The 21,493-nt window shown below is 67.6% G+C and carries 17 protein-coding genes; 10 read left to right on the top strand and 7 right to left on the bottom strand.

What is annotated here, in order from left to right; genetic code table 11:
- Nucleotides 1-109: 109 nt before the first annotated feature.
- From ACUXVE_RS04435 to ACUXVE_RS04425, 3 genes are read right to left on the bottom strand one after another with little or no spacing between them, the layout of a single operon-like run.
- Complete coding sequence (locus tag ACUXVE_RS04435) at nucleotides 110-1,024, bottom strand: alpha/beta hydrolase (RefSeq protein WP_445513904.1); 915 nt, start codon at nucleotides 1,022-1,024, stop codon at nucleotides 110-112.
- On the bottom strand, nucleotides 1,014-1,907 hold the full coding sequence (locus ACUXVE_RS04430; RefSeq protein ID WP_222388704.1) for an alpha/beta fold hydrolase: 894 nt from the start codon (nucleotides 1,905-1,907) through the stop codon (nucleotides 1,014-1,016). Before ACUXVE_RS04430 ends, ACUXVE_RS04435 begins: the two co-directional genes overlap by 11 nt.
- 20 nt (nucleotides 1,908-1,927) lie before the next feature.
- On the bottom strand, nucleotides 1,928-2,983 hold the full coding sequence (locus ACUXVE_RS04425; RefSeq protein ID WP_059064684.1) for a sugar phosphate isomerase/epimerase family protein: 1,056 nt from the start codon (nucleotides 2,981-2,983) through the stop codon (nucleotides 1,928-1,930).
- A 101-nt stretch (nucleotides 2,984-3,084) separates the two neighbouring features.
- Between ACUXVE_RS04425 and ACUXVE_RS04420 the strand changes: the two genes are divergently transcribed.
- On the top strand, nucleotides 3,085-3,675 hold the full coding sequence (locus ACUXVE_RS04420) for a TetR/AcrR family transcriptional regulator (protein WP_093820531.1): 591 nt from the start codon (nucleotides 3,085-3,087) through the stop codon (nucleotides 3,673-3,675).
- A 154-nt stretch (nucleotides 3,676-3,829) separates the two neighbouring features.
- Nucleotides 3,830-6,160, top strand: a complete 2,331-nt coding sequence (locus ACUXVE_RS04415; RefSeq protein WP_033831598.1) for a TonB-dependent receptor — start codon at nucleotides 3,830-3,832, stop codon at nucleotides 6,158-6,160.
- Nucleotides 6,161-6,227: 67 nt separating this feature from the next.
- Here ACUXVE_RS04415 and rnd read toward each other — a convergent pair whose 3' ends face one another.
- Complete coding sequence (gene rnd, locus ACUXVE_RS04410) at nucleotides 6,228-7,307, bottom strand: ribonuclease D (protein WP_093820528.1); 1,080 nt, start codon at nucleotides 7,305-7,307, stop codon at nucleotides 6,228-6,230.
- Between the two features lie 84 nt (nucleotides 7,308-7,391).
- Between rnd and ACUXVE_RS04405 the strand changes: the two genes are divergently transcribed.
- On the top strand, nucleotides 7,392-9,275 hold the full coding sequence (locus ACUXVE_RS04405) for a formylglycine-generating enzyme family protein (protein ID WP_222388707.1): 1,884 nt from the start codon (nucleotides 7,392-7,394) through the stop codon (nucleotides 9,273-9,275).
- Between the two features lie 101 nt (nucleotides 9,276-9,376).
- Nucleotides 9,377-10,267, top strand: coding sequence for a M48 family metallopeptidase (locus ACUXVE_RS04400; RefSeq protein ID WP_025876363.1), 891 nt, complete (start codon nucleotides 9,377-9,379; stop codon nucleotides 10,265-10,267).
- A 547-nt stretch (nucleotides 10,268-10,814) separates the two neighbouring features.
- Here ACUXVE_RS04400 and xseA read toward each other — a convergent pair.
- Together xseA and queG are read right to left on the bottom strand one after the other, a co-directional pair.
- Nucleotides 10,815-12,155 (bottom strand): exodeoxyribonuclease VII large subunit, encoded by a 1,341-nt coding sequence (gene xseA, locus ACUXVE_RS04395; RefSeq protein ID WP_222388709.1) that lies wholly within the window; start codon nucleotides 12,153-12,155, stop codon nucleotides 10,815-10,817.
- Nucleotides 12,156-12,200: 45 nt separating this feature from the next.
- A complete protein-coding gene (gene queG / locus ACUXVE_RS04390) occupies nucleotides 12,201-13,271 on the bottom strand; it encodes a tRNA epoxyqueuosine(34) reductase QueG (protein ID WP_445513903.1) in 1,071 nt (356 codons plus the stop codon).
- Between the two features lie 23 nt (nucleotides 13,272-13,294).
- Between queG and ACUXVE_RS04385 the strand changes: the two genes are divergently transcribed.
- The 6 genes from ACUXVE_RS04385 (at nucleotide 13,295) to ACUXVE_RS04360 (ending at nucleotide 20,837) form a co-directional block, all read left to right on the top strand.
- Nucleotides 13,295-14,779 (top strand): NAD(P)H-hydrate dehydratase, encoded by a 1,485-nt coding sequence (locus ACUXVE_RS04385; RefSeq protein ID WP_445513902.1) that lies wholly within the window; start codon nucleotides 13,295-13,297, stop codon nucleotides 14,777-14,779.
- Nucleotides 14,776-15,258, top strand: coding sequence for a tRNA (adenosine(37)-N6)-threonylcarbamoyltransferase complex ATPase subunit type 1 TsaE (tsaE, locus tag ACUXVE_RS04380; protein ID WP_025876369.1), 483 nt, complete (start codon nucleotides 14,776-14,778; stop codon nucleotides 15,256-15,258). Before ACUXVE_RS04385 ends, tsaE begins: the two co-directional genes overlap by 4 nt.
- 82 nt (nucleotides 15,259-15,340) lie before the next feature.
- A complete protein-coding gene (locus tag ACUXVE_RS04375; protein WP_222388715.1) occupies nucleotides 15,341-16,918 on the top strand; it encodes an N-acetylmuramoyl-L-alanine amidase in 1,578 nt (525 codons plus the stop codon).
- A 132-nt stretch (nucleotides 16,919-17,050) separates the two neighbouring features.
- The gene (gene mutL, locus ACUXVE_RS04370) at nucleotides 17,051-18,955 is read left to right on the top strand and encodes a DNA mismatch repair endonuclease MutL (RefSeq protein WP_093820517.1); all 1,905 of its coding nucleotides are present in this window, start codon (nucleotides 17,051-17,053) and stop codon (nucleotides 18,953-18,955) included.
- Nucleotides 18,956-18,966: 11 nt separating this feature from the next.
- Nucleotides 18,967-19,896 (top strand): DUF1684 domain-containing protein, encoded by a 930-nt coding sequence (locus ACUXVE_RS04365; RefSeq protein WP_080148394.1) that lies wholly within the window; start codon nucleotides 18,967-18,969, stop codon nucleotides 19,894-19,896.
- 2 nt (nucleotides 19,897-19,898) lie between these two features.
- The gene (locus tag ACUXVE_RS04360; RefSeq protein ID WP_222388719.1) at nucleotides 19,899-20,837 is read left to right on the top strand and encodes a TraB/GumN family protein; all 939 of its coding nucleotides are present in this window, start codon (nucleotides 19,899-19,901) and stop codon (nucleotides 20,835-20,837) included.
- 81 nt (nucleotides 20,838-20,918) lie between these two features.
- Here the strand turns inward: ACUXVE_RS04360 and phaR are convergent, their stop codons facing one another.
- A complete protein-coding gene (phaR, locus tag ACUXVE_RS04355; protein WP_025876379.1) occupies nucleotides 20,919-21,464 on the bottom strand; it encodes a polyhydroxyalkanoate synthesis repressor PhaR in 546 nt (181 codons plus the stop codon).
- Between the last annotated feature and the right edge of the window lie 29 nt (nucleotides 21,465-21,493).

Raw genomic sequence — 21,493 nt, 5'->3', positions numbered from 1 at the left:
GAGCTGGCGCCACGTGACGGCCCTAGCATAGCGCCGTCACGTGGCGGCTGCCAAGGGGGCCGCAGACACGCAGCGGCGTCGCCGCTGCGTGCCAGTGCGGCCCGTCGTTTCAGGGCAGCAGGGCCGCCGCGCGCTGGATCGCGATGTCGGTCGCCGCCGACACACCATGCAGGTGGATGCAGGCGTGGATCATCCCCGGCAGGCGCTCCAGCGTGCAGTCCACACCGGCTTCCCGCAGGTTGACGGCGTACTGTTCAGCTTCATCGCGTAGCGGATCGAACTCACAGCTCAGCACCGTGGCCGCCGGCAGCCCGCGCAGATCATGGGCGTGCAGGGGCGAAGCCAGCGCCTGTCGACGGTCACCGTCGCCCAGGTAGGCCTGCCAGCAGCGCTGCATCAGTCCGGCGCTGAGGTAGTAGCCGTCGGCGAACTCGCGGTAGGAGCCGCCGGCCATGGTGGCATCCAGTGCCGGGTACAGCAGCAGTTGATGCGATGGCAACGGCAGTCCCTGATCGCGCAGCAGCAGGCAGCACGCGGCGGCGAGGTTGCCGCCGGCGCTGTCGCCGCCGATGACCAGCCGTGCCGGATCAAGACCCAGTGCGGCGGCATTGGCCTGCAGCCACAGCCAGGCGTCGGCGACGTCGTGCAGCGGCGTCGGGAACGGATGCTCCGGCGCCAGACGATAGCCGACGGCAGCGACGACATGGCCGCTGGCATTGGCCAGGGCCCGGCAGGGCCCGTCATAGACCGCCAGCGAGCACTGGAACCAACCACCGCCGTGGGCGAACAACAGGGCAGGGCGCAGCTCGGAGCCGTTGACTGCGGGCGTATACAGGCGCACGACCAGCGCATAACCGTCGCGCGCGCTGATGACGTGCTCCACGACATGCGATACCGCCTCGGTGGCACCCTGCAGCGTGGGCAGCGCCTGCTCGCTCAGTGCGCGCAGTTCGAGCAGATCGTCTGGCAGCGGTTGCGCCGCCACCGCATCGACGAAAGACTGCAACGCAGGTTCAAGCGGCATGGTCAGCCTCCTGCAGGAACGGCAGCAGCTGGGCGAGGAAGGCGTCCGGTGCTTCTTCCATGATGAAGTGGCCACAGCCCGGCACGACGCTGCCGCGCAGGTCATCGGCGTGCGGCTGCAGGGTCAGCATCGGGGCATTGCCGGTGGCGTGCTCGGCGCCGATGGCCAGCACCGGCATCCTCAACCGGCGTTGTGCGCGGAGCTGGTTCTGGCGGATGGTTTCCGGAATCGCGCGGTACCAGGCAAACCCTGCACGCAACGCGCCGGGGCGGCTGTAGGCGGCGATGTAGGTTTCGCTGGCCACCGCGTCGCGCCGGTACGACCAGCGGTCGAACATGAAGTCCAGGTAGGGACGTTCGCGACCGGTGATGAGGGCCTCGGGCAGATCGGCCACCTGGTTGAACATGAAGTGCCACAGGAAGATGTTGTCGGCCGGCGCGGCGAAGATGCCCGGCTCAGGCGCCAGCCCGGGAATCACCGCTTCGGTCACGGCCAGGCGCTGCACCGCCTGCGGCTGGTCGCTGGCCAGTGCATAGGCGATCCACATGCCGATGTCATGGCCGACTACCTGATAGCGCTCGTGGCCCAGCGCCTGCATGGTCTGGTGCAGTACTGCGGCGGCGCTGCCGGTGTCGTAGCCGTGCGCAGGGCGATCGGATTCGCCGATGCCGGGCGGGTCGACCGCGATCGCTTCGAAGCCGGCCTCGGCCAGGGCATGCAGCACGTGGCGCCAGGCGTACCAGGTCTGCGGCCAGCCGGGAATCAACAGCACCGGTTGACCGCTGCCGGCGGAGACGCAATGCACGCGCTGGCCGTCGATGCGCAGGTAGTGGTGGCGCAGGGTGTCGTCGCCGGGGGTACCAGCGGTGGAAAAATTCGTCATGGGGATGTTCCTGTGGGGGCTCAGGCGATGCCGAGCATGTGCTGCATCTGGGCGCTGCTGATCGGCGCGCCGGCGAAGTCGTCGAAGATCTTGTCGGTGACCGGGATGATGTGGTCGCGGATGAAGGCGGCACCTTCGCGCGCGCCGGCTTCCTGGTCCTTCAGGCAGCACTCCCATTCCAGCGTTGCCCAGCCGGCGTAGTCGTACTGTGCCAACTTGGAGAAGATCGACTTGAAATCGACCTGGCCATCGCCCAGCGAGCGGAAGCGGCCCGCGCGTTCGGTCCAGTCGGCGTAGCCACCGTAGATGCCCTGGCGACCATTGGGACGGAACTCCGCATCCTTGACGTGGAACATGCGGATCAGCGGATGGTAGATGTCCAGGAACTGCAGGTAATCCAGCTGCTGCAGCACGAAGTGGCTGGGATCGAACAGGATGCGGCAGCGCTCGTGCTGGCCCACACGCTCGAAGAAGCGTTCGAAGCTGGTGCCATCGTGCAGGTCTTCGCTGGGATGGATTTCGTAGCAGAGGTTGATGCCGTTGTCCTCGCAGGTATCGAGGATCGGCCGCCAGCGGCGCGCCAGCTCATCGAATGCGGCATCGATCAGGCCCGGCGGACGCTGCGGGAAGGGGAACAGGTAGGGCCAGGCGAACGAGCCGGAGAAGGTGCCCATGTCCTGCAGGCCGAGCCGGCGCGAGGCGCGGGCGGCAAGATGCAGCTGCTGCTGTGCCCATTCGCTGCGTGCCTGCGGATTGCCGCGCAGCGCTTCCGGTGCGAAGCCATCGCACAGTTCATCGTAGGCCGGATGCACCGCCACCAGCTGGCCCAGGATGTGGGTGGTCAGCTCGCTGACCTGCAGGCCGTGCTCGGCCAGGGTGCCACGCAGGTCATCGCAGTAGTCCTGGCTGTCGGCAGCGGTGGCCAGGTCGAACAGGCGCGCGTCCCATGCCGGAATCTGCAGGGCCTTGAAACCATGACCGGCCGCCCAGGCGGCGATGCCGGACAGGCTGTCGAACGGTGCCTGGTCGCCAGCGAACTGCGCCAGATGCAGGCTGGGGCCTTTGAGGGTTTGCATGTGCTGCTCCAATTGTTTGTCGGTCGACAAAGAATAGGCGCGTGCATCGGGATGGTCAACACCCGCGTTACACTGCGCGCCTCAGAACGGCAGGCAGGCAGATGGCAGGGCGACCGCGCGAATTCGACAGGGACCAGGCATTGCGCAAGGCGATGCTGCTGTTCTGGCAGCACGGCTATGAGGGCACCTCGATGTCGGCCCTGGTCGAGGCGCTTGGCATTGCCTCGGCGCGCATCTACGCCGCGTTCGGTAGCAAGGAGCAACTGTTCCGCGAAGCGGTGGCGCTGTACGAGGAAGGCGAGGGCGGCTTCGCGCCGCGCGCGCTGGAGCAGGCGTCACTGCGCGATGCGATCGGCAGCATGCTGCGGGATGCCGTGTTGACCTACACCCGTCGCGGTCGTCCGCATGGCTGCCTGGTGGTGTCCTCGGCCAGCAGCGTGTCACCGGATGGCGAGGGCGTGCGCGACTGGCTGGCCAGCCACCGCCGCCAGCGCACGGCGGCGATCATCGCGCGGCTGCAGCAGGCGCAGGCCGAGGGTGAGTTGGCCGACGACGCGGCGGTGCAGGCGCTGGGTGATCACTTCGCCACGGTGCTGCATGGCATCTCGGTGCAGGCGCGAGACGGCATCAGCCGCGAACGCCTGCTGGCGATGGTCGAGGTTGCGCTGGCGCCGTTACCGCAGCACGGCTGAGGCGGGGACTGTGCCGAAAGCGGCCTGATCCCCCTGCTGCCTGACGACGCAACGAAATTGTAACAATTTGGAGGATAATGGCCGCTTGCGCAGTTTTCCTCCTATTTGCCGCCCGGCCAGCGCAGGCCGCACGGACGCCTCCTCAGAGCTTTCGATGCCTTCCCATTCCGATTCCCGCCGTTCGTCGGGCATGTCGTCCTCCTTCGTTTCCTTCCGTCGCCATCCGCTGGCCCTGGCCTGTGCGGGCCTGGCGCTGGCTGCCAGCTTCGGTGCTGCTGCGCAGGACAGTGCGCCGACCCCGACCGGGCTGGACACCATCACCGTGACCGCCGAGCACCGCGAGCAGAACCTGCAGGAAGTGCCGGTGTCGGTCGGCGTGGTACAGGGCGAGCGCATGCGCGACTTCACCGCCGGCGGCGACGACACCCTGCTGGCGCTGTCCGGCCGCGTGCCGAGCCTGTATGCGGAAACCACCACCGGCCGCATCTTCCCGCGCTTCTACATCCGCGGCCTGGGCAACATCGATTTCTACCTCGGTGCCTCGCAGCCGGTGTCGATCATCCAGGACGACGTCGTGCTGGAGCACGTGGTGCTGAAGTCCAACCCGGTCTATGACGTGGACCAGGTGGAAGTGCTGCGCGGTCCGCAGGGCTCGCTGTTCGGCCGCAACACCACCGCCGGCATCGTCAAGTTCGACACCCTCAAGCCGACCCAGGACTACAGCGGCCGCGTCAGCGCCAGCTATGCCTCCTACAACAGCGTGTCGATCGACGGAGGCTTCGGCGGCCCGATCAACGACATCGCATCGTTCCGCGTGTCGGCGCTGTACCAGCACCGCGACGACTACGTCGACAACACCTACACCGGCCCCAGCGCCGACGGCACGGTCAGCCCGAAGAAAAACGCCATGGGCGGCTTCGACGACCGCAACGTGCGCGCGCAGCTGCTGCTGACGCCGAGCGACCAGTTCTCGATCCTTGCTTCGGCCCACGCCCGCGACTACGAAGGCACCTCGACCCTGTTCCTGCGCAACGCACTGACCAAGGGCTCGAACAAGACCGACGTGCCGCGCGACCAGGTCGCCTACGACGAGGCCGACAACAACCCGCAGGCGTACAAGACCTACGGCGGTTCGGTGAAGGCGCGTTATGACTTCGGCGCGATCGACTTCACCTCGATCACCGCTTACGAGACCACTTCCGGCTACAGCCGCGGTGACACCGACGGCGGCGCTGCGGTCAACTTCCCGGTCAATGGCGTGCCGAACGGCTACGGCCAGTCGATGGGCCAGATCCGTGACCTGGACCAGTGGACCCAGGAGTTCCGCCTGGCCAGCCATGACGACAGCGCCCTGCAGTGGCAGGCCGGTGCGTTCTACTTCAACGGCAGCGACACCACCGACTTCTACCAGCGCGGCTGGTTCCTGAAGGGCGCTGCGCGCAACCCGAACAACTGGGTGCGCCTGCGCAACAAGAACACCTCCTGGGCCGGTTTCGGCCAGCTGAGCTACGCCTTCACCGACAAGTTCACCGTCACCGCCGGCCTGCGCCAGACCCGCGATGAGAAGCACACCCGCCTGCTGAAGACGGCCGATACCGCTGCCGGCCTGGTCACCTACAAGGGCCGCACCGACGTCAAGATGACCGACACCACCCCGAGCTGGGATCTGAGCGCGATGTATCAGATCACCCCGGACGTGAGCGTCTATGCGAAGGTCGCCCGCGGCTTCCGTGGCCCGACCATCCAGGGCCGTTCGGCGGTGTTCAATGCCGACTTCACCACCGCCGATTCGGAGACGATCCTGTCCTGGGAAGCGGGCGTGAAGAGCAGCCTGTGGGACAACCGCCTGCGCCTGAACGCCACCGCGTTCACCTACACCGTCAACGACATCCAGCTCAACGGCAACGATTCGGACGGCAACGGCGTGCTGTTCAACGCCGACAAGGCCAAGGCCTACGGCTTCGAAGCGGACATGGAACTGCGCCCGATCCAGAACCTGACCCTGAGCGCCGGCCTGAGCCTGCTGCACAGCGAGATCAAGGACAAGCGCGTCTACGCGCAGGTCTGCGGCCTGAACGGCCAGGTGGTGTGCACGGTGAACGATCCGACCATCAAGGTCGGCGCCAACACCTTCGCGCAGATCGACGGCAATCCGCTGCCGAACGCACCGAAGTACAACATCAACCTGGCAGCGCGTTACGACTTCCCGGTCAGCGACGCGGCCACGATGTTCGTGTCCACCGACTGGAACAAGCAGGGCTACACCAGCTTCGTGCTGTACGACAGCAAGGAGTTCAACTCCAAGGGTGATTTCGAGGGTGGCCTGAAGATCGGCTACTCGGGCAACTACGGTGCCTACGAAGTGGCGCTGTTCGCGCGCAACATCACCAACGAGAAGAACCTCAAGGGCGTGATCGAGAACTACATGGCCGCGGTCTACAACGAACCGCGCACCGTGGGTGTTTCGCTGAACATGAACTGGTAAGCACTACCGGTTGGAGTATCGAAAACGGCGCTCATCGAGCGCCGTTTTTCGTTATCCGCCCGGTTCCTCAGACTGCCGGCAGCAACGCCTGCAACCGCGGCTCCAGTTCCTGCTGGCGCCAACCGGCCAGCGCGGCAGGCCACTGCCGATGCTCCAGATAGCTTTCCAGATGCTTGCGTGAGGCCAGCACGCCGTCTGCCAGGCCGAGCTCGCGGCTGCGTTCGGCCACCGCATCCTGCAGCTTCTTCAGCAGCTGCTTGCTGGCATCGCTGGCCTGCATCGCCAACGGCGCATCGGTTTCGTCGGCCAGCGGCGTGTCCAGCGCCTGCCATACCGCAGCGGCCAGCTTGCGCGGCGCCTTCGGGAACTGTTCGAACAGCTTGCTCACTGCAGCCGCGTCGGCTGGCGGGGTGCGTGCCAGGGTGGCGGCCAGTTCGTTGTCCAGGATCCAGCTGCGCGGACGGTCGCTGGCGCGCGCCTGCACGTCGCGCCAACGCAGCAGGCGCAGCAGGCGGCGCTGCGCGGACGCGTCCAGGAACTGCGCCGAGCGCATGCCCAGGTGGGGCCAGCGGTCTTCGTCATTTGCCACGCTGGCCAGCAGGCGCTCGCCATCGTCGTGCAGCCACTGCTGGCGCCCCAGCGTTTCCAGCTTGGCGGAGATGGCGTCGTGCATCGCGAACAGATGCTCGACGTCGTCGGCGGCGTACTTCAGCTGGGAGTCCGACAACGGCCTGCGCATCCAGTCAGAGCGGGTTTCGCCCTTTTCCAAGGCCACGCCGGTGATCTCCTGCACCAGCTTCTGGTAGCCCATGCCAGCACCGATGCCGGCCAGCGCGGCGCCGATCTGGGTGTCGAACAACGGACGCGGCAGCACGCCACAGGTCCACTTGAACGCCACCAGGTCTTCGCTTGCGCTGTGCATCACCTTGGTGATGGATTCATCGGCCAGCCACGGCGCCAAGGCCTCTGGCATGCCGGGAATCAACGGGTCGATCAGCAGGATGTCCTCGCCGACGGCCATCTGCACCAGCGCCAGTTGTGGCCAGAAGGTGCGTTCACGGATGAATTCGGTATCCAGGCCGATGCGGGTCGGCCGCTGCTGGCGGTATGTGTCCAGCTCGGCGGGGGTGGTGATCCAGGTTGCCACGTGTCAGGGCCTACTACTCGGGTTTGCTCAGGCAGGGGAGAATAGCCTAACGTCGGTCCGCGTCCGTGCCGAAGGAGGCCCTGCTTGCGTTTTCTGCTGTCGCCCGCGCTGTTTACCGCCTTGGCCGTGAGCCTGGCCGGTTGCACGCCGTCGCCCCCTGCGCAGACCGCCGGTGGCCCCGCAGCCCCCCCGGCCGACCCTGCACCGCAGGCCGGGCCGGCGCCTGGTACCGGGCAGGGTACGGTGACCATTGCCGGCGACGATGCGGCCGAGGACGTCCAGCAGTGGACGCCGCCGCGGGTCGATCGCCAGGGGCGTACGCTGGCACAGCTGCGCCGGGCTGCCGAGCAGGCGTTCGCCCAGGGGCATCTGTACGAAGATGGCGACGCGGCGGTGCCCTTGTGGCTGGCGGTGCAGGAAGAAGATGCGGACGACCGCCAGGCGCGCCTGGGCCTGCAACGTGCCAAGCAGCGCCTGCTGCAGCAGGCCGATGCCTTGTTGCAGCAGCCATTGCAGCAGCGTGAGGCGCTGGCCGAAGCCGGGCGCCAGGCGCTGGTGCTGCTGACCCTGGCGCCGAAGGACGAGAAGGTCCGTGCGCTGCAGGGGCGGGTCGAGACCGCGCAGCGCGTGGTCGCCTACAACCGCGCGGGCGAAGACGATCTGCGTGCCGACCGGATAGGGGAAGCCGGTGATGGTGCGATTGGCAACTTCCGTGAGGCACTTGCGCTGGACCCGGCAAACCGTCGCGCGCGGCAGGGACTGGCAGCTGCGGAAAGTGGGCTGATCCGGCGTGCCGAGGATGCCGCGCGCATCCGCGATTTCGCCAGTGCCGGCGCGTGGTTGGCAGAGGCGAGCAAGGTAAGGGACTCGTCACCGACGATCGCCGATGCGTTCGAGCGCATCGAGCAGATCCGTGCAGCGGCACTGGTCCAGCTGCGTGATGGCGGCCTGCAGGATCTGACCACCCCGCAGGGGCTGAAGCCCGCGCGCGAGAAGTTGGCCGAAGCGCTGCGCATTGCCTTGCCGGGCGACGCGGTGGTGGCACAGCTGCGCGAGCGCATCGAACTGGCCACCCATTACGGCAGCTTCCGGCCGGGACAGGTGTTCAGCGACGCACTGCGTGATGGTGGTCGTGGGCCACAGATGATCGTGGTGCCCCATGGCGGATTCCAGATGGGCGCCAGCGACAGCGAACCAGGCGCGACCGATGCAGAGCGGCCGTCGCACTATGTACGCTTCGAGCGCGGTTTCGCGATGGCGATCACCGAGATCACCGTGAGTGATTTCGAGCGCTACGTGAAGGCGACCAATGCCCGCCCACGTGCGACCCGGCGTGGACATTCGGTGGTCTATGACGAGCGCAGCGGCAATTTCATACGTCGCAGCGGCGTGGACTGGCGGTCCGACTATGACGGCGGGCGGGCACTGGGCAATTCGCCGGTGATGCACGTGAGCGTGCGCGACGCAGAAAATTACGCGACCTGGTTGTCCGAACAGACCGGCCGCAGCTACCGCCTGCCCAGCGAGGCCGAGTTCGAGTATGCGATGCGTGCCGGCAGCAGTGGCCGCTACCCGTGGGGCGATGCCGGGTTGCCACCGGAAGGCAGCGGCAATTACACCGGCAGCAAGGATGTCTCTCCTTCCGGCAGGCATTGGCACAACGCCTTCGTCGGCTATGGCGACGGTTGGTGGGGGCCAGCTCCGGTCGCCAGCTTCCAGGTCAACGCCTTCGGGCTGCACGACATGGGCGGCAATCTGAGCGAGTGGGTGGCCGACTGCTGGCATGCCAGCTATCGGCGCGCGCCGGCTGATGGTGTGGCGTGGTTCAACCCGGGCTGCCGTTCACGGGTGATCCGGGGTGGCAACTGGGCCAATGCGCCGGAGCAGACCCGGGCGGCGTGGCGGCAATCGCAGGATTCGGATACCACCAACGCGCGCATCGGCTTCCGACTGGTGCGAGGGATCTGACGGCGCGCATGGATCGGTGCCGGTTTCACCCGCCGCAGGCGGCGCCGCACTAAGATTGCGCCGTACCCGCCGGCCGGCGGGGTCAGCCGGAAGACCTGCCGATGCGCAACGATCCTTTTTCCCGCTCGCCGCAGCAGCGGCGTGGCCTGTTTGGCAACATCCGCTGGTGGGTGCTGCTGCTGGCCGCCGGCTACGCGGCGTTCTACTGGTTCTCCAACCGCGCGGTCGATCCTTATACCGGCGAGAAGGTGCTGATCGACAGCAGCCTGGACGCCAGCCAGGAGAAGGCGCTGGGCCTGCAGGCCTACCAGCAGATCCTGTCGCAGGAACGCCCTTTGGGGCCGAATGAACAGGTCTCGCGCGACGTCCGGGCGATTGCCGAGCGACTGATCGCCAAAGTGGATGTTGTCGAGACCGCGTTGGCGCAGGAACACGGGTTGCAGCCGGCACACTTCGCTCGCGACTTCGAGTGGGAAGTGAACGTGATTCCGTCCGAGCAGGCCAATGCCTTCTGCCTGCCCGGTGGCAAGATGGCCGTCTACACCGGGCTGATACCGGTTGCGCGCACCCGCGATGCGATGGCGGTGGTGATGGGCCATGAGATCGCCCACGCATTGCTGCGCCATGGTGCACAACGCATGGCCCAGCAGAAGCTGACCCAGATCGGTCAGGTGGCCGGCGCCGCCAGCGGCATGGATGCGCAGCAGCAGCAGATGATGATGTCGGCGATGGGCTACGGGTACCTGTTGCCGTACGCGCGCAGCCACGAGACGCAGGCTGATGAAGTGGGCCTGATGCTGGCGGCCGCGGCGTGTTTCGACCCGCGCGAGGCGGTGCCGCTGTGGCAGCGCATGGGCCAGGCCGGTGGTGGCCAGTCGCCGCCGGAGTTCGCCTCGACCCACCCCAATCCGGGTACCCGTATCCAGAACCTGCAGGCGTTGATGCCGAAGGCACTGGAGTATCGGCAGAAGTTCTGCGAGCAGGCCAGGTAAAGGGGGTTCGGCAGGGCTGCGCCCTGCACCCGCAGAAGCAATGGCAACGGCAGAAGCTGGCTTCCTGTGGGGAGGCGGGGTGGGTCCGGTTGCGGGGGACGCTGCAAGTACGTCCCTGTAAGCTCGGTCGCGCCATCCATGGCGCTCACGCCCCCGCCACCGGACCCACCCCGCCTTCGACAGATTTTCGCGATCTGTCGGAACGGCATGGCCTGCCTTTTGTGGGTGTCGACCTTGGTCGACACGGTAGATTCACGCCATGCGTGGATGAATTTCGATCAATTGTCGAAATATTCGATCCCGATGGAGATTCATCCACGCATGGCATGGATGTGCCAACCGCCGCCGGGAAACTGTCGAAGGTGGGGCGGTGTCGGATTGCGGGGTGTCCGCGGCATGGATGCCGCGGCCAAGCCCCCACGGACGGGTTTACGGCGTCCCCGCACTCCGACATCGCCCCGCCATCCCACGGAATGCCGCTCTCGCAGTTGCTTCGGCTGTTGCATTTGATTCGGCGGGTGCAGGGCGCAGCCCTGCCGAACACCCCTTACTTGACCGCAGTCACTTGTACGTCGATCACGCCGTCGCCGACGCGGGCCTGCAGTGCGTCACCTGGTTGCACCTGGTCGATCCGGCGCACCAGCGCGCCATCCTCTGCACGGGTCACGATGCTGTAGCCACGCGCGACGGTCGCCAGCGGACTGACCGCTTCCAGCGAACGTGCAAGGCCACGCAGGCGCAGCGCATCACGCTGCATCAGGCGCTGCAGCGCCGCTTGTGGGCGCCCGCCCAACGCGGCAAGGCGACGTCGCAGCGCCTCCATCTGCCGCTGCGGATGATGGCCCCGCAACACTGCGGCAGCGTGGCGCAGGCGGGCTGCGCGACGCTCCTGCTGCTGGTTGTGCGCTGCATGCAGGCGACGTCCGAGGTCCAGCTGACGACGGCGCAGCAGATCCAGTCGTGCCTGCGGACTCTGTGCGTTCAAGCGCAGCAGGGCGCGATCAGCGCGCTGCATCGCCTGCTGCATGGCGTGGCGTTGCAGCTGCACCATGCGAGCCGCGTTGCGGCGCAGGCGCAGGGCCAGGTCGCGCTGATCGGGTACCAGCAGTTCCGCGGCCACCGATGGCGTAGGCGCGCGCAGGTCAGCAGCGAAATCGCTGAGACTGAAGTCGGTTTCGTGACCCACCGCCGAGACCACCGGCGTGCCGCTGGCGGCGATTGCGCGGGCCAGCGCTTCATCGTTGAAGGCCCACAGGTCTTCCAGCGAGCCACCACCACGGGTCAGCAGGATCACGTCGTAGCGGCCGCTGGCATCGGCGGCCTGCAGCAGGCGGGTGATCTGCGCGGCAGCGGTTGCGCCCTGCACCAGGGTCGGCAGCAGATCCACTTCCAGCAACGGGAAGCGGCGGCCGAGCACGCTCAGCACATCGCGCACGGCGGCACCGGTGGGCGAGGTGATCACCGCCAGGCGCTGCACGTGGGCCGGCATCTGCCGCTTGCGGGTCGGGTCGAACAGTCCCTCGGCTTCCAGCCGCGCCTTCAGTTCCTCGAACGCGCGACGCAGCGCGCCTTCGCCGGCTTCCTCCATGTGGTCCAGCACCATCTGGTACTCGCCACGGGCGTCGTACAGGGTCACCTTGCCGCGCACCAGCACGCGCATGCCCTCGCGCGGTACGAACTTCAGGTACTGCGCCTTCATCCTGAACATCGCAGCGCGCAACTGTGCACGCGCGTCCTTCAGGGTGAAATACAGATGGCCGGACGCCGGCCGCGCCACGCTGCCCAGTTCGGCTTCCACCCAGATTGCCGGGAAGCTGCCTTCCAGCAGGTCGCGCGCCAGGGTGTTGAGCTGGCTGGGGGTGAGGACGTCGTTGTTGCGTGGCTGCATGGTGACGGCGTGGGGCAGATGGAGCAGGGGGCTCAGGATCGCACGTCAGCGCTGGCCGTGCTGGGCCAGTGCCCATTGCACGTGTTCGCGGACTACGGGTGAAGCAGCCTCGGCGCGCGTCTGCAGCGCAGACAGCGTCTCTGCCGTGGTTGGCGCATTGCCCAGTGCCACGGAGATGTTGCGCAGCCAGCGCTCATGGCCACTGCGGCGGATCGGGCTGCCTTCGGTACGGCGCAGGAATTCAGCTTCGTCCCAGGCGAACAACTGGTCCAGGCGTGCGGTGTCCAGGTTGTTGCGGGCGCGGAAGTCAGCTTCGTCGGTGCGCTTGGCGAACTTGTTCCAGGGGCAGACCAGCTGGCAGTCGTCGCAGCCATAGATGCGGTTGCCGATCAGCGGTCGCATCTCCACGGGAATCGCACCGTCATGCTCGATGGTCAGGTAGGAGATGCAGCGGCGCGCATCCAGCCGCTGCGGGGCGGTGATGGCCTGGGTCGGGCAGACGTCGATGCAGCGCGTGCAGGTGCCGCAGTGCGCGCTGGCCGGCGTGTCGATCGGCAGCGGCAGGTCGATGTAGATCTCGCCGATAAAGAACCACGAGCCGCCGTGGCGGTCGATCAGGCAGGTGTGCTTGCCGATCCAGCCCAGCCCCGCGTTGCGTGCCAGCGCGCGTTCCAGCACTGGCGCCGAATCGACGAAGACGCGGTAGCCCAGCGGCGCCACTTCATCGTTGATCTGCGTGGCCAGCTTCTGCAGGCGGTTGCGCATCAGCTTGTGGTAATCGCGGCCGAGCGCGTAGCGGGCGACGTAGGCGCGCCCCGGATCGGCCAGGGTCGCCCACGCTTCGGTGTCGTCCCTGTGGCTGTAGTCCATGCCCACCGAGATCACCCGCACGGTGCCGGGCAGCAGCTCAGCCGGGCGCGCGCGCAGGGTGCCGTGGCGTGCCATCCAGTCCATCGTGCCGTACAGGCCCTGGCCCAGCCAGTCGGCCAGGTGCGCCTCGTCCTCGCCCAGTTCGATGCCGGCGATGCCGCAGCGCTGGAAGCCATGCGCGCGCGCCAGATCGCGGATGCGCAGTACGGCCAGGGCCGGATCGAGGGGGGCAGGGACGGGGGACATGTGCACCAGTATAAAATCCCCGCATGGCCAACCTCGCCGATCTGTTCGATTCCCGTGCCGCACGCACACTCGATGCCCAGGCCTCCGCGCTGGCGGGCGATGGTGGCTGGGGCCTGATGGCCCAGGCGGGCCAGGCGGCCTGGCAGAGCCTGCTGCAGCACTGGCCGCAGGCGCGGCGGATCGGCGTGGTGGTTGGCAGCGGCAACAATGGCGGCGATGGCTATGTGCTGGCCTGTCATGCGCTGCAGGCCGGGCGGCAGGTGCAGCTGATCGCGCTGCCGGGCAGCCCACCTTCCACGGCGTTGGCGCAGCGCGCCGCAGCCGATTTCAGGTCCGCGGGCGGCACCGTCACTGATTTCAACGGCGAACTGGCCCAGGCCGATCTATGGGTCGATGCCCTGTTCGGCCTTGGCTTCTCCCGGGCACCAGAGGGCGCGGCGCTGGCCTTGATCGAGGCGCTGAACGCGCAGCAGGCGCCGGTGTTGGCGTTGGACGTACCCAGCGGTGTCGACGCCGACCATGGCTGCGTACCGGGCGCAGCCGTACGCGCGGCCCTGACAGTGCAGTTCATCGTCGCCCACCGCGGCCTGTACACCGGCGACGCACTGGAATACACCGGGCGCAGGCACCTGGCACCACTGGCGCTGGCCGATGCGGCCTGGCAGGGTGTCGTCGCTGCTGCAGAGTGCTGGACGCAGTCGCGCCTGCCGGATCTGCTGCCGCCGCGCCGTGCCAACAGCCACAAGGGTGAATCCGGCCACGTGCTGTGCGTGGGCGGCAACCATGGCAGCGGCGGTGCCATCGCGATGGCCGCCGAAGCTGCGCTGCGCGCTGGCGCGGGCCTGCTGAGCATCGGCACCCGCCGCGATCATGTCGGCCCGCTGCTGGCGAGGTTGCCTGAAGCGATGACGCACGCGCTGGAAGATGGCTCAGCGCTGCCGGCGTTGCTGGCAAAAGCCAGGGTGGTGGCGATCGGCCCGGGCCTGGGCCAGGACGAATGGGCGCGCGCGCTGTATGCGCGTGTGCTGCAGTCGGGCCTGCCGCTGGTGATCGACGCCGATGCGCTGAACCTGCTGGCGCAGGATGCGCATGCGCTGCCCGATGCGATCCTGACCCCGCACCCCGGCGAAGCCGCGCGCCTGCTGGAAACCACCACGGCGGCAGTCCAGGCCGATCGCTATGCCAGCGCGCAGGCGCTGGCCGAGCGCTATCACGCAGTGGTGGTGCTGAAGGGGGCGGGCAGCATCGTCGCCGCGCACGGCCACGCACCGCGACTGATTGCGGCCGGCAACCCGGGAATGGCGGTGGGTGGCATGGGCGACCTGTTGACCGGCATCATCGCCAGCCTGCGCGCGCAGGGCCTGCCTGCGTTCGATGCGGCAGCAGGCGGTGCGCTGCTGCATGCCCTGGCCGGCGATGTCGCCGCTGCCGACGGTGCCCGCGGCCTGCTTCCCACTGATCTGCTGGCGCCCCTGCGGCGGCTGGCCAACCCGGAACGTTCCCGATGACCGAATTCTTCCTTGCTGACAGCAACGCCACCGAACTGCTGGGGCAATGGCTGGCAGCCACCCGTCCGCCGCAAGCGCTGGTAGAGCTGCGCGGTGATCTTGGCGCCGGCAAATCGACCACGGCGCGCGCGCTGCTGCGGGCGCTGGGCGTGCAGGGGGCGATCCGCAGCCCCACCTATACCCTGGTCGAGCGCTATCCGTTGTCCAGTGGCGGCGAGGCTTGGCACATGGACCTGTATCGCATCGGCCAGGCCGGCGAGCTGGATTTCCTCGGGCTGGACGAGGGCAGTGCCGTGCTGTGGCTGGTCGAATGGCCAGAGCGCGGTGCCGGTGCGCTGCCGCCAACCGATCTGGTGGTCGCACTGGAGATTGAAGGTCAGGGGCGTCGCGTGCGTCTCACTGGCATCAGCGACACGGGACGTGAATGGCTGCAGCGGCTTCCCGAAGGTGGCGACTTGCAGGCCCTTTCTGTCGGCTGACGAGAACAAACACCGGCAGGTTACGGATTATTAAGGAAAAAGGTGTTGCATTCCGTTCAGTGCGGTGATTGAATCCTGAGTCATGCGCCCGGGGAATCGACTCATTGCCATCTGTGCCGCCGTCGGACTTGGTCTGGCGAGCGTCAGTGCGTGGGCCGGTGAGGTCCGCCAGGTGCTGCTCAATACCGGTGCGACCGGAACCCGCGCGGAAATCGCCCTGGTCGGCAGTGGTGGCTACAAGACCCTGTCGCTGGCCGGCCCGAACCGGCTGGTGGTCGATTTCCCCGATTCCAGCGCGGTGCGTAACCTGAAGATGCCGTCGCCGCAGGGTGTGGTGACTGCGGTGCGTACCGGGCAGCCGGTGCCGGGCACTTTCCGTGTCGTATTCGACCTGGCCGAGACGGTCGCCCCCTTCCGCCCGCAGATGCAGCGCGAAGGCAATGAATCCAAGCTGGTGATCGAGTGGCCGGGCGATGGCCCGGCCGTGGCCGCCAGTCGCCCCGCGCCGACGCCTGCGCCGACGCAGCCGCCAGCGGCATCTTCGGTGAGTCCGGCTGCGGTCCCGGTCCCGACCCCTGCACAAACCGCGCAGTCCCGTGGTGATGCCGCGCGAGCCACTGCGCTGTTGACCGCGCAGGTCCAGCAGCAGGCCAGTGCCAGCGCAGCGGCACCCGCCGCGCCGACGCCGGCGCCGAGCACCACCCCGGTGCAGATGGCGGCAGCAGGTACCACCGCCAGCAGCACCCCGACGTCGTCGCCGGCAGCCATCCTGGCTGGTCAGGCCACCACTGCAGTTGTGGCCACCCAGCCCAAGCCGGTGCCGACACCTGTTGCGCCGACCGAGTCGCCGCGTCCGACCATGCCCAGCGATGCCTCGCGCATCCGCATGCAGCCGGGCATGCGTCACCTGGTGGTGGCGATCGATCCGGGCCATGGCGGTCAGGATCCGGGCGCCATCGGCCCGACCGGCAAGCGCGAGAAGGATGTCACCCTGGCGGTGGCGCGTGAACTGGCTCGCCAGGTCAACGCCACGCCTGGCCTGAAAGCCTTCCTCACCCGCGACAGCGATGTGTTCATCCCGCTGCCGATGCGTGCGCAGAAGGCGCGTGCGAACAAGGCCGACATCTTCATTTCGATCCATGCCGACGCCGCCGAAAACCGCTCGGCCACCGGTTCGTCGGTGTATGTGCTGTCGACCAAGGGCGCGTCTTCGCAGCGTGCACGCTGGCTGGCGGACAAGGAAAACGCGGCCGATCTGGTTGGTGGCGTACGCCTGCAGCAGACCGAAGGCACGCTGGCCAACGTCCTGTTGGACCTGGCCCAGAGCGGCTACATGAAATCCTCCGAGGACGCAGCCGGGCACGTGCTGGGCGGACTGAAGCGTATCGGCAACAACCACAAGCCCAACATCGAGCGCGCCAACTTCGCCGTGCTGCGGACCTCGGACATGCCGGCGATGCTGGTGGAAACCGCGTTCATCTCCAACCCGGACGAAGAGCGCCGCCTGATCGACCCCGCGTACCAGCGCAAGGTCGCCGGTGCGGTGCTGGATGGCGTGCACACCTTCTTCAGCCGCCAACCGCCGCCGGGCACGTTGTACGCCGCGCGCGCGCAGGCCGAAATCGACGCTGCAAGCACCGTGGCGGGCGGCAGCAAGTAACCCGCTGGATCGCCCGCGTCCGCTGGAGCCAGGCCACGCCTGGCTGGCTGGCGCCGCGTACGGTGGATCTCGACTCTCCTTGGCGCCGCTCCGCTATCATCGTGGCATGACGTCTGCCTGCCTTGCCTGCCCATGAACGCGCCCGATCCGCGTCCGATCCGGCCGCTGCCGGAAATCCTGATCAACCAGATTGCCGCCGGTGAAGTGGTCGAACGACCCGCATCGGTGGTCAAGGAACTGGTAGAGAATGCGATCGATGCCGGCGCCAGCCGCGTCGATATCGAGCTGGAAGAAGGCGGTGTGCGCCTGATCCGCATCCGCGACAACGGCAGCGGCATTGCCGCAGAACAGTTGCCGCTGGCGGTTTCGCGGCACGCCACCAGCAAGATCGCCAACCTGGATGAGCTGGAAGCAGTGGCCACGCTCGGTTTCCGTGGCGAAGCGCTGCCGTCGATCGCCTCGGTCAGTCGTTTCACCCTGGCCTCGCGGCGTGCCCATGATGAGCACGGTTCGGCACTGCAGATCGAAGGCGGCAAGATCGGCGAGGTGACCCCGCGCGCGCATGCGCCCGGCACCACGGTGGAAGTGCGCGAGCTGTTCTACAACGTGCCGGCGCGGCGCAAGTTCCTGCGCGCCGAGCGCACCGAACTGGGGCATATCGAAGAGTGGCTGCGTTCGTTGGCGCTGGCCCGTCCCGATGTCGAGCTGCGCGTCTCGCACAACGGCAAGGCCTCGCGTCGCTACAAGCCGGGCGACCTGTATTCGGACGTGCGCCTGGCCGAGACCCTGGGCGAGGACTTCGCCAACCAGGCCGTGCGCGTGGACCACAGCAGTGCCGGCCTGCGCCTGCATGGCTGGATCGCGCAGCCGCACTATTCGCGCGCCAGCACCGACCAGCAGTACCTGTACGTCAACGGCCGTTCGGTACGTGACCGCAGCGTCGCCCACGCGGTGAAGATGGCCTACGGCGACGTGCTGTACCACGGCCGCCAGCCAGCGTATGTGCTGTTCCTGGAGCTGGACCCGACGCGCGTTGATGTGAACGTGCATCCGGCCAAGCATGAGGTGCGCTTCCGCGATTCGCGGCTGGTGCATGACTTCGTCTACCGCACCCTGAAGGATGCACTGGCCGACACCCGTGCCGGCATGACCGCGCAGGAGATCGGTGCCGGCGCGGCGCATCCGGCCGCAGGCGACCCTGCGGCGGCGATGCCGGGCGCGACGGCGTCCAGCTTCGGCTACGTGCGCGGCCCGGCGCCCGGTGCCGGGCAGGGCGGCGGCGGTGGCGGCTTCTCTGGCTGGCGCCCGCAGCAGCCGCTGGGCCTGCAGGTGGCCGACGCACCCGCCGCCTATGCTGCGTTGTATGCGTCGCCAGCGGGTGCCGAGCGCGGTGCGGCAGTGCCGCCGATGCCGATGGAGAACGGATTGCCGGTCACCAGTGCCGACGCCGGCGTACCTCCGCTGGGTTACGCCGTTGCCCAGCTGCATGGCATCTACATCCTGGCCGAGAACGCCGAAGGCCTGATCGTGGTGGACATGCATGCGGCGCACGAACGCATCGGCTACGAGCGGTTGAAGAATGCGCACGATGGCATCGGCCTGCAGTCGCAGCCGCTGCTGGTGCCGATCACCCTGGCGGTGGGCGAGCGCGAGGCCGATACCGCCGAGGCGGAGGCCGATACGCTGGCTGCGCTCGGGTTCGAGATCACCCGTGCCGGACCGGGCGCGCTGCACGTGCGCAGCATCCCGGCGCTGCTGGCCCATGCCGAGCCCGAAGGCCTGCTGCGCGATGTGCTGACCGACCTGCGCGAGCACGGCCAGAGCCGTCGCATCGCCACAGCGCGCGATGAGCTGCTGTCGACCATGGCCTGCCATGGCGCGGTGCGTGCGAACCGGCGCCTGACCGTGCCGGAAATGAACGCGCTGCTGCGCGACATGGAAATCACCGAACGGTCCGGCCAGTGCAACCACGGCCGGCCGACCTGGGCCCGTTTTTCGCTGGCGGAGATCGACCGCTGGTTCCTGCGCGGACGTTGAGGGGAGCACCGATGCGATTTTGCCGAATGGGCAGCCTGCTGGCGGCCCTGTTGTTGGTGGCCTGCAGCCCGGCACCCACGCCGGCACCGGCCGCCGTTGAGGATCCGGCCTTCGCCGCGCAGCAACAGCAATGGCGGGTGCTGCGCTACCAGGACCTGACCCGGCCCGACGGCTGGACCGCGCTGGTGGGGCTGCACTGGTTGCAGAACCGATCGCACTTCGTCGGCAGTGGCGACACCAGCGGCATCCGCCTGGCGGTGGGGCCGGCCAAGCTGGGCCTGCTGCGCCGTGACGGCGACCAGTGGTGGTTCACGCCGGAGTCCGGCACGGATGTCACCCTTGATGGACAGCCCGTGCGCGGGCGTGTGCGCATGGATACCGACAAGGATCCGCAGCCGACCCTGCTGGCCTTCGATGGTGGCAAGGGCCAGCTCAGCCTGATCCGTCGCGGCCCGCGTGACGCACTGCGGGTCAAGCATGCCGATGCACCGGCGCGCCGCGATTTCGCCGGCCTGCAGTACTGGCCCGGTGGCCCGCAATGGCAGGTGCAGGCGCGCTTCATCGCGCATCCGCCAGGCAAGACCCTGCCGATCGTGGACATCACCGGCCTGACCACCGAGATGCCCAACGCCGGTGCCGTGGAATTCGATCGCGACGGCCGCAGCTGGCGGCTGGAAGCGATCGGCGAACCGGGGCAGCCGCTGTTCCTGATCTTTGCCGACCGTACCAGTGGCCACGGCAGCTACCCTGCCGGCCGCTATCTGGATACCGATGCGCCCACGGCCGACGGCCACGTGACGATCGACTTCAACCATGCCCACAACCCACCGTGCGCGTTCACCGCCTATGCGACCTGTCCGTTGGCACCGCCGGAAAACCGCCTGGACCTGCGCGTGGAAGCGGGTGAGAAGACGTATCACCTGCCTGAAGGAGAGGGTTGAACATGTTGATGAAACTGTTGTTGCGCAGTGTCGTTTTTCTCGCTGCCTGCGCCATCGGTCCGTTGGCCGTCGCGCGCGATGCGCCGGCCGAAGCCACGGCCGGCAAGCCGCCGGTGCCGCTGCTGTGGAAGGTCACCGGGCAGGGAGATGCACGCCTGTACCTGCTGGGTTCCTTCCACCTGTTGAAGCCGCAGGACTATCCACTGTCGACCGAGGTCGAGCAGGCATTCGAAGCCTCGCAGCGTGTGCTGTTCGAAGTGACCCCTGAGGAACTGCAGTCGCCGCAGATGGCCAGCCAGATGGTGCAGGTGGCTACCCGCAAGGACGGCAGCGAACTCAAGCGTGACCTGGATGCGCCGACCTGGCAGAAGCTGCAGGCCTATGCGACGCAGAACAAATTGCCATTGGCGCAGTTGCAGGGCATGAAAGCCTGGTTCGTCGGCCTGACCATCACCGTCGGGCAGATGCAGAAGCTGGGCCTGGACCCGGAGCTGGGGCTGGACCGGCACTTCATGCAACGGGCGCAGAAGGCCGGCAAGAAGACCGCAGGCCTAGAAGACATGTCCAGCCAGATCAACCTGCTTGATGGCATGAGCGTGCAGGAGCAGCGGCAGATGCTGTCCGAGGCGCTGGACGAAGCGGGCAAGGGGGACGCCCAGGCGCAGATGCTGCATGAGGCCTGGCGCCGCGGCGACGATCGCCTGCTGTGGAGCCGGATGGGCGTGGAGATGCGCCAGAAGTATCCGCAGCTGTACCAGCGCATCAATACCAACCGCAACGATGCGTGGGTGCCCAAGCTGCTGCCGTACCTGCAGGCCGGGCAGGGCGGCACGCTGGTGGTGGTGGGCGGGCTGCACCTGCTGGGCAACGACGGTGTGGTCGAGAAGCTGCGGGCCAAGGGGTACAAGGTCGAGCGGGTCTGCAAGGGCTGCAGGAAGTAGGACCACGCCCCGCGTGGAGGCGTTCGAAACAGAACGGCGCGCCCATGGCGCGCCGTTATCGTATCCGCGGGGGCAGGGGCCTCAGCGGCGGGTCTTGCCGCCGGTGCCGGTGCCGCCGGTCGGATCGTTCGGCTTGCCGGCCGTACCGGCGCCGGTGCCCGTTCCGGTGCCACCCGGACGCGGGCCACCGAAACCGCTGCCCATGTTGCGCTGGAATTCCTGCCACAACTCCAGGTTGCGCTCGGTCAGCTGGTTCATCATCGCCCACGGCGTCTGCCCCAGCAGGTTGCCCATCTGCTGGCGGAACTGTTGCTGCTGGTCGAGGAAGACCTGCATGCTGCGCTCCAGGTAGTTGCCCATGAAGCCCTGCAGGGAATCGCCGTAGAAGCGGATCAGCTGGCTCAGCAGCTGGGTGGAGAGCATCGGTTCACCGTCCTGCTCCTGGTCGGCGATGATCTGCAGCAGGACCGATCGGGTCAGGTCGTCGCCGCTCTTGGCGTCGCGGACTTCGAAGTCTTCGCCGTCGAGGATCAGCTGGCGCACGTCCTCGATGGTGATGTAGCTGGAGATCTCGGTGTCGTACAGACGGCGGTTCGGATACTTCTTGATGATGCGGGTCGCAGCCATGAAGCGGTACTCGTCACAGTAGACGCGCA

The organism is Stenotrophomonas sp. 3(2025) (genome assembly GCF_052665395.1).
This window is presented reverse-complemented; position numbering and strand designations above follow the sequence as displayed.

Excerpts from the sequence above, each read along its gene's own strand:
- xseA (WP_222388709.1), bottom strand. The coding sequence starts at position 12,155 with ATGCAGCCACGCAACAACGACGTCCTCACCCCCAGCCAGCTCAACACC.
- phaR (WP_025876379.1), bottom strand. The coding sequence starts at position 21,464 with ATGGCTGCGACCCGCATCATCAAGAAGTATCCGAACCGCCGTCTGTAC.
- ACUXVE_RS04385 (WP_445513902.1), top strand. The coding sequence starts at position 13,295 with ATGGCCAACCTCGCCGATCTGTTCGATTCCCGTGCCGCACGCACACTC.
- ACUXVE_RS04425 (WP_059064684.1), bottom strand. The coding sequence starts at position 2,983 with ATGCAAACCCTCAAAGGCCCCAGCCTGCATCTGGCGCAGTTCGCTGGC.
- ACUXVE_RS04415 (WP_033831598.1), top strand. The coding sequence starts at position 3,830 with ATGCCTTCCCATTCCGATTCCCGCCGTTCGTCGGGCATGTCGTCCTCC.
- ACUXVE_RS04420 (WP_093820531.1), top strand. The coding sequence starts at position 3,085 with ATGGCAGGGCGACCGCGCGAATTCGACAGGGACCAGGCATTGCGCAAG.
- tsaE (WP_025876369.1), top strand. The coding sequence starts at position 14,776 with ATGACCGAATTCTTCCTTGCTGACAGCAACGCCACCGAACTGCTGGGG.
- ACUXVE_RS04365 (WP_080148394.1), top strand. The coding sequence starts at position 18,967 with ATGCGATTTTGCCGAATGGGCAGCCTGCTGGCGGCCCTGTTGTTGGTG.
- ACUXVE_RS04360 (WP_222388719.1), top strand. The coding sequence starts at position 19,899 with ATGTTGATGAAACTGTTGTTGCGCAGTGTCGTTTTTCTCGCTGCCTGC.
- ACUXVE_RS04375 (WP_222388715.1), top strand. The coding sequence starts at position 15,341 with ATGCGCCCGGGGAATCGACTCATTGCCATCTGTGCCGCCGTCGGACTT.
- mutL (WP_093820517.1), top strand. The coding sequence starts at position 17,051 with ATGAACGCGCCCGATCCGCGTCCGATCCGGCCGCTGCCGGAAATCCTG.
- ACUXVE_RS04400 (WP_025876363.1), top strand. The coding sequence starts at position 9,377 with ATGCGCAACGATCCTTTTTCCCGCTCGCCGCAGCAGCGGCGTGGCCTG.
- ACUXVE_RS04435 (WP_445513904.1), bottom strand. The coding sequence starts at position 1,024 with ATGCCGCTTGAACCTGCGTTGCAGTCTTTCGTCGATGCGGTGGCGGCG.
- ACUXVE_RS04430 (WP_222388704.1), bottom strand. The coding sequence starts at position 1,907 with ATGACGAATTTTTCCACCGCTGGTACCCCCGGCGACGACACCCTGCGC.
- queG (WP_445513903.1), bottom strand. The coding sequence starts at position 13,271 with ATGTCCCCCGTCCCTGCCCCCCTCGATCCGGCCCTGGCCGTACTGCGC.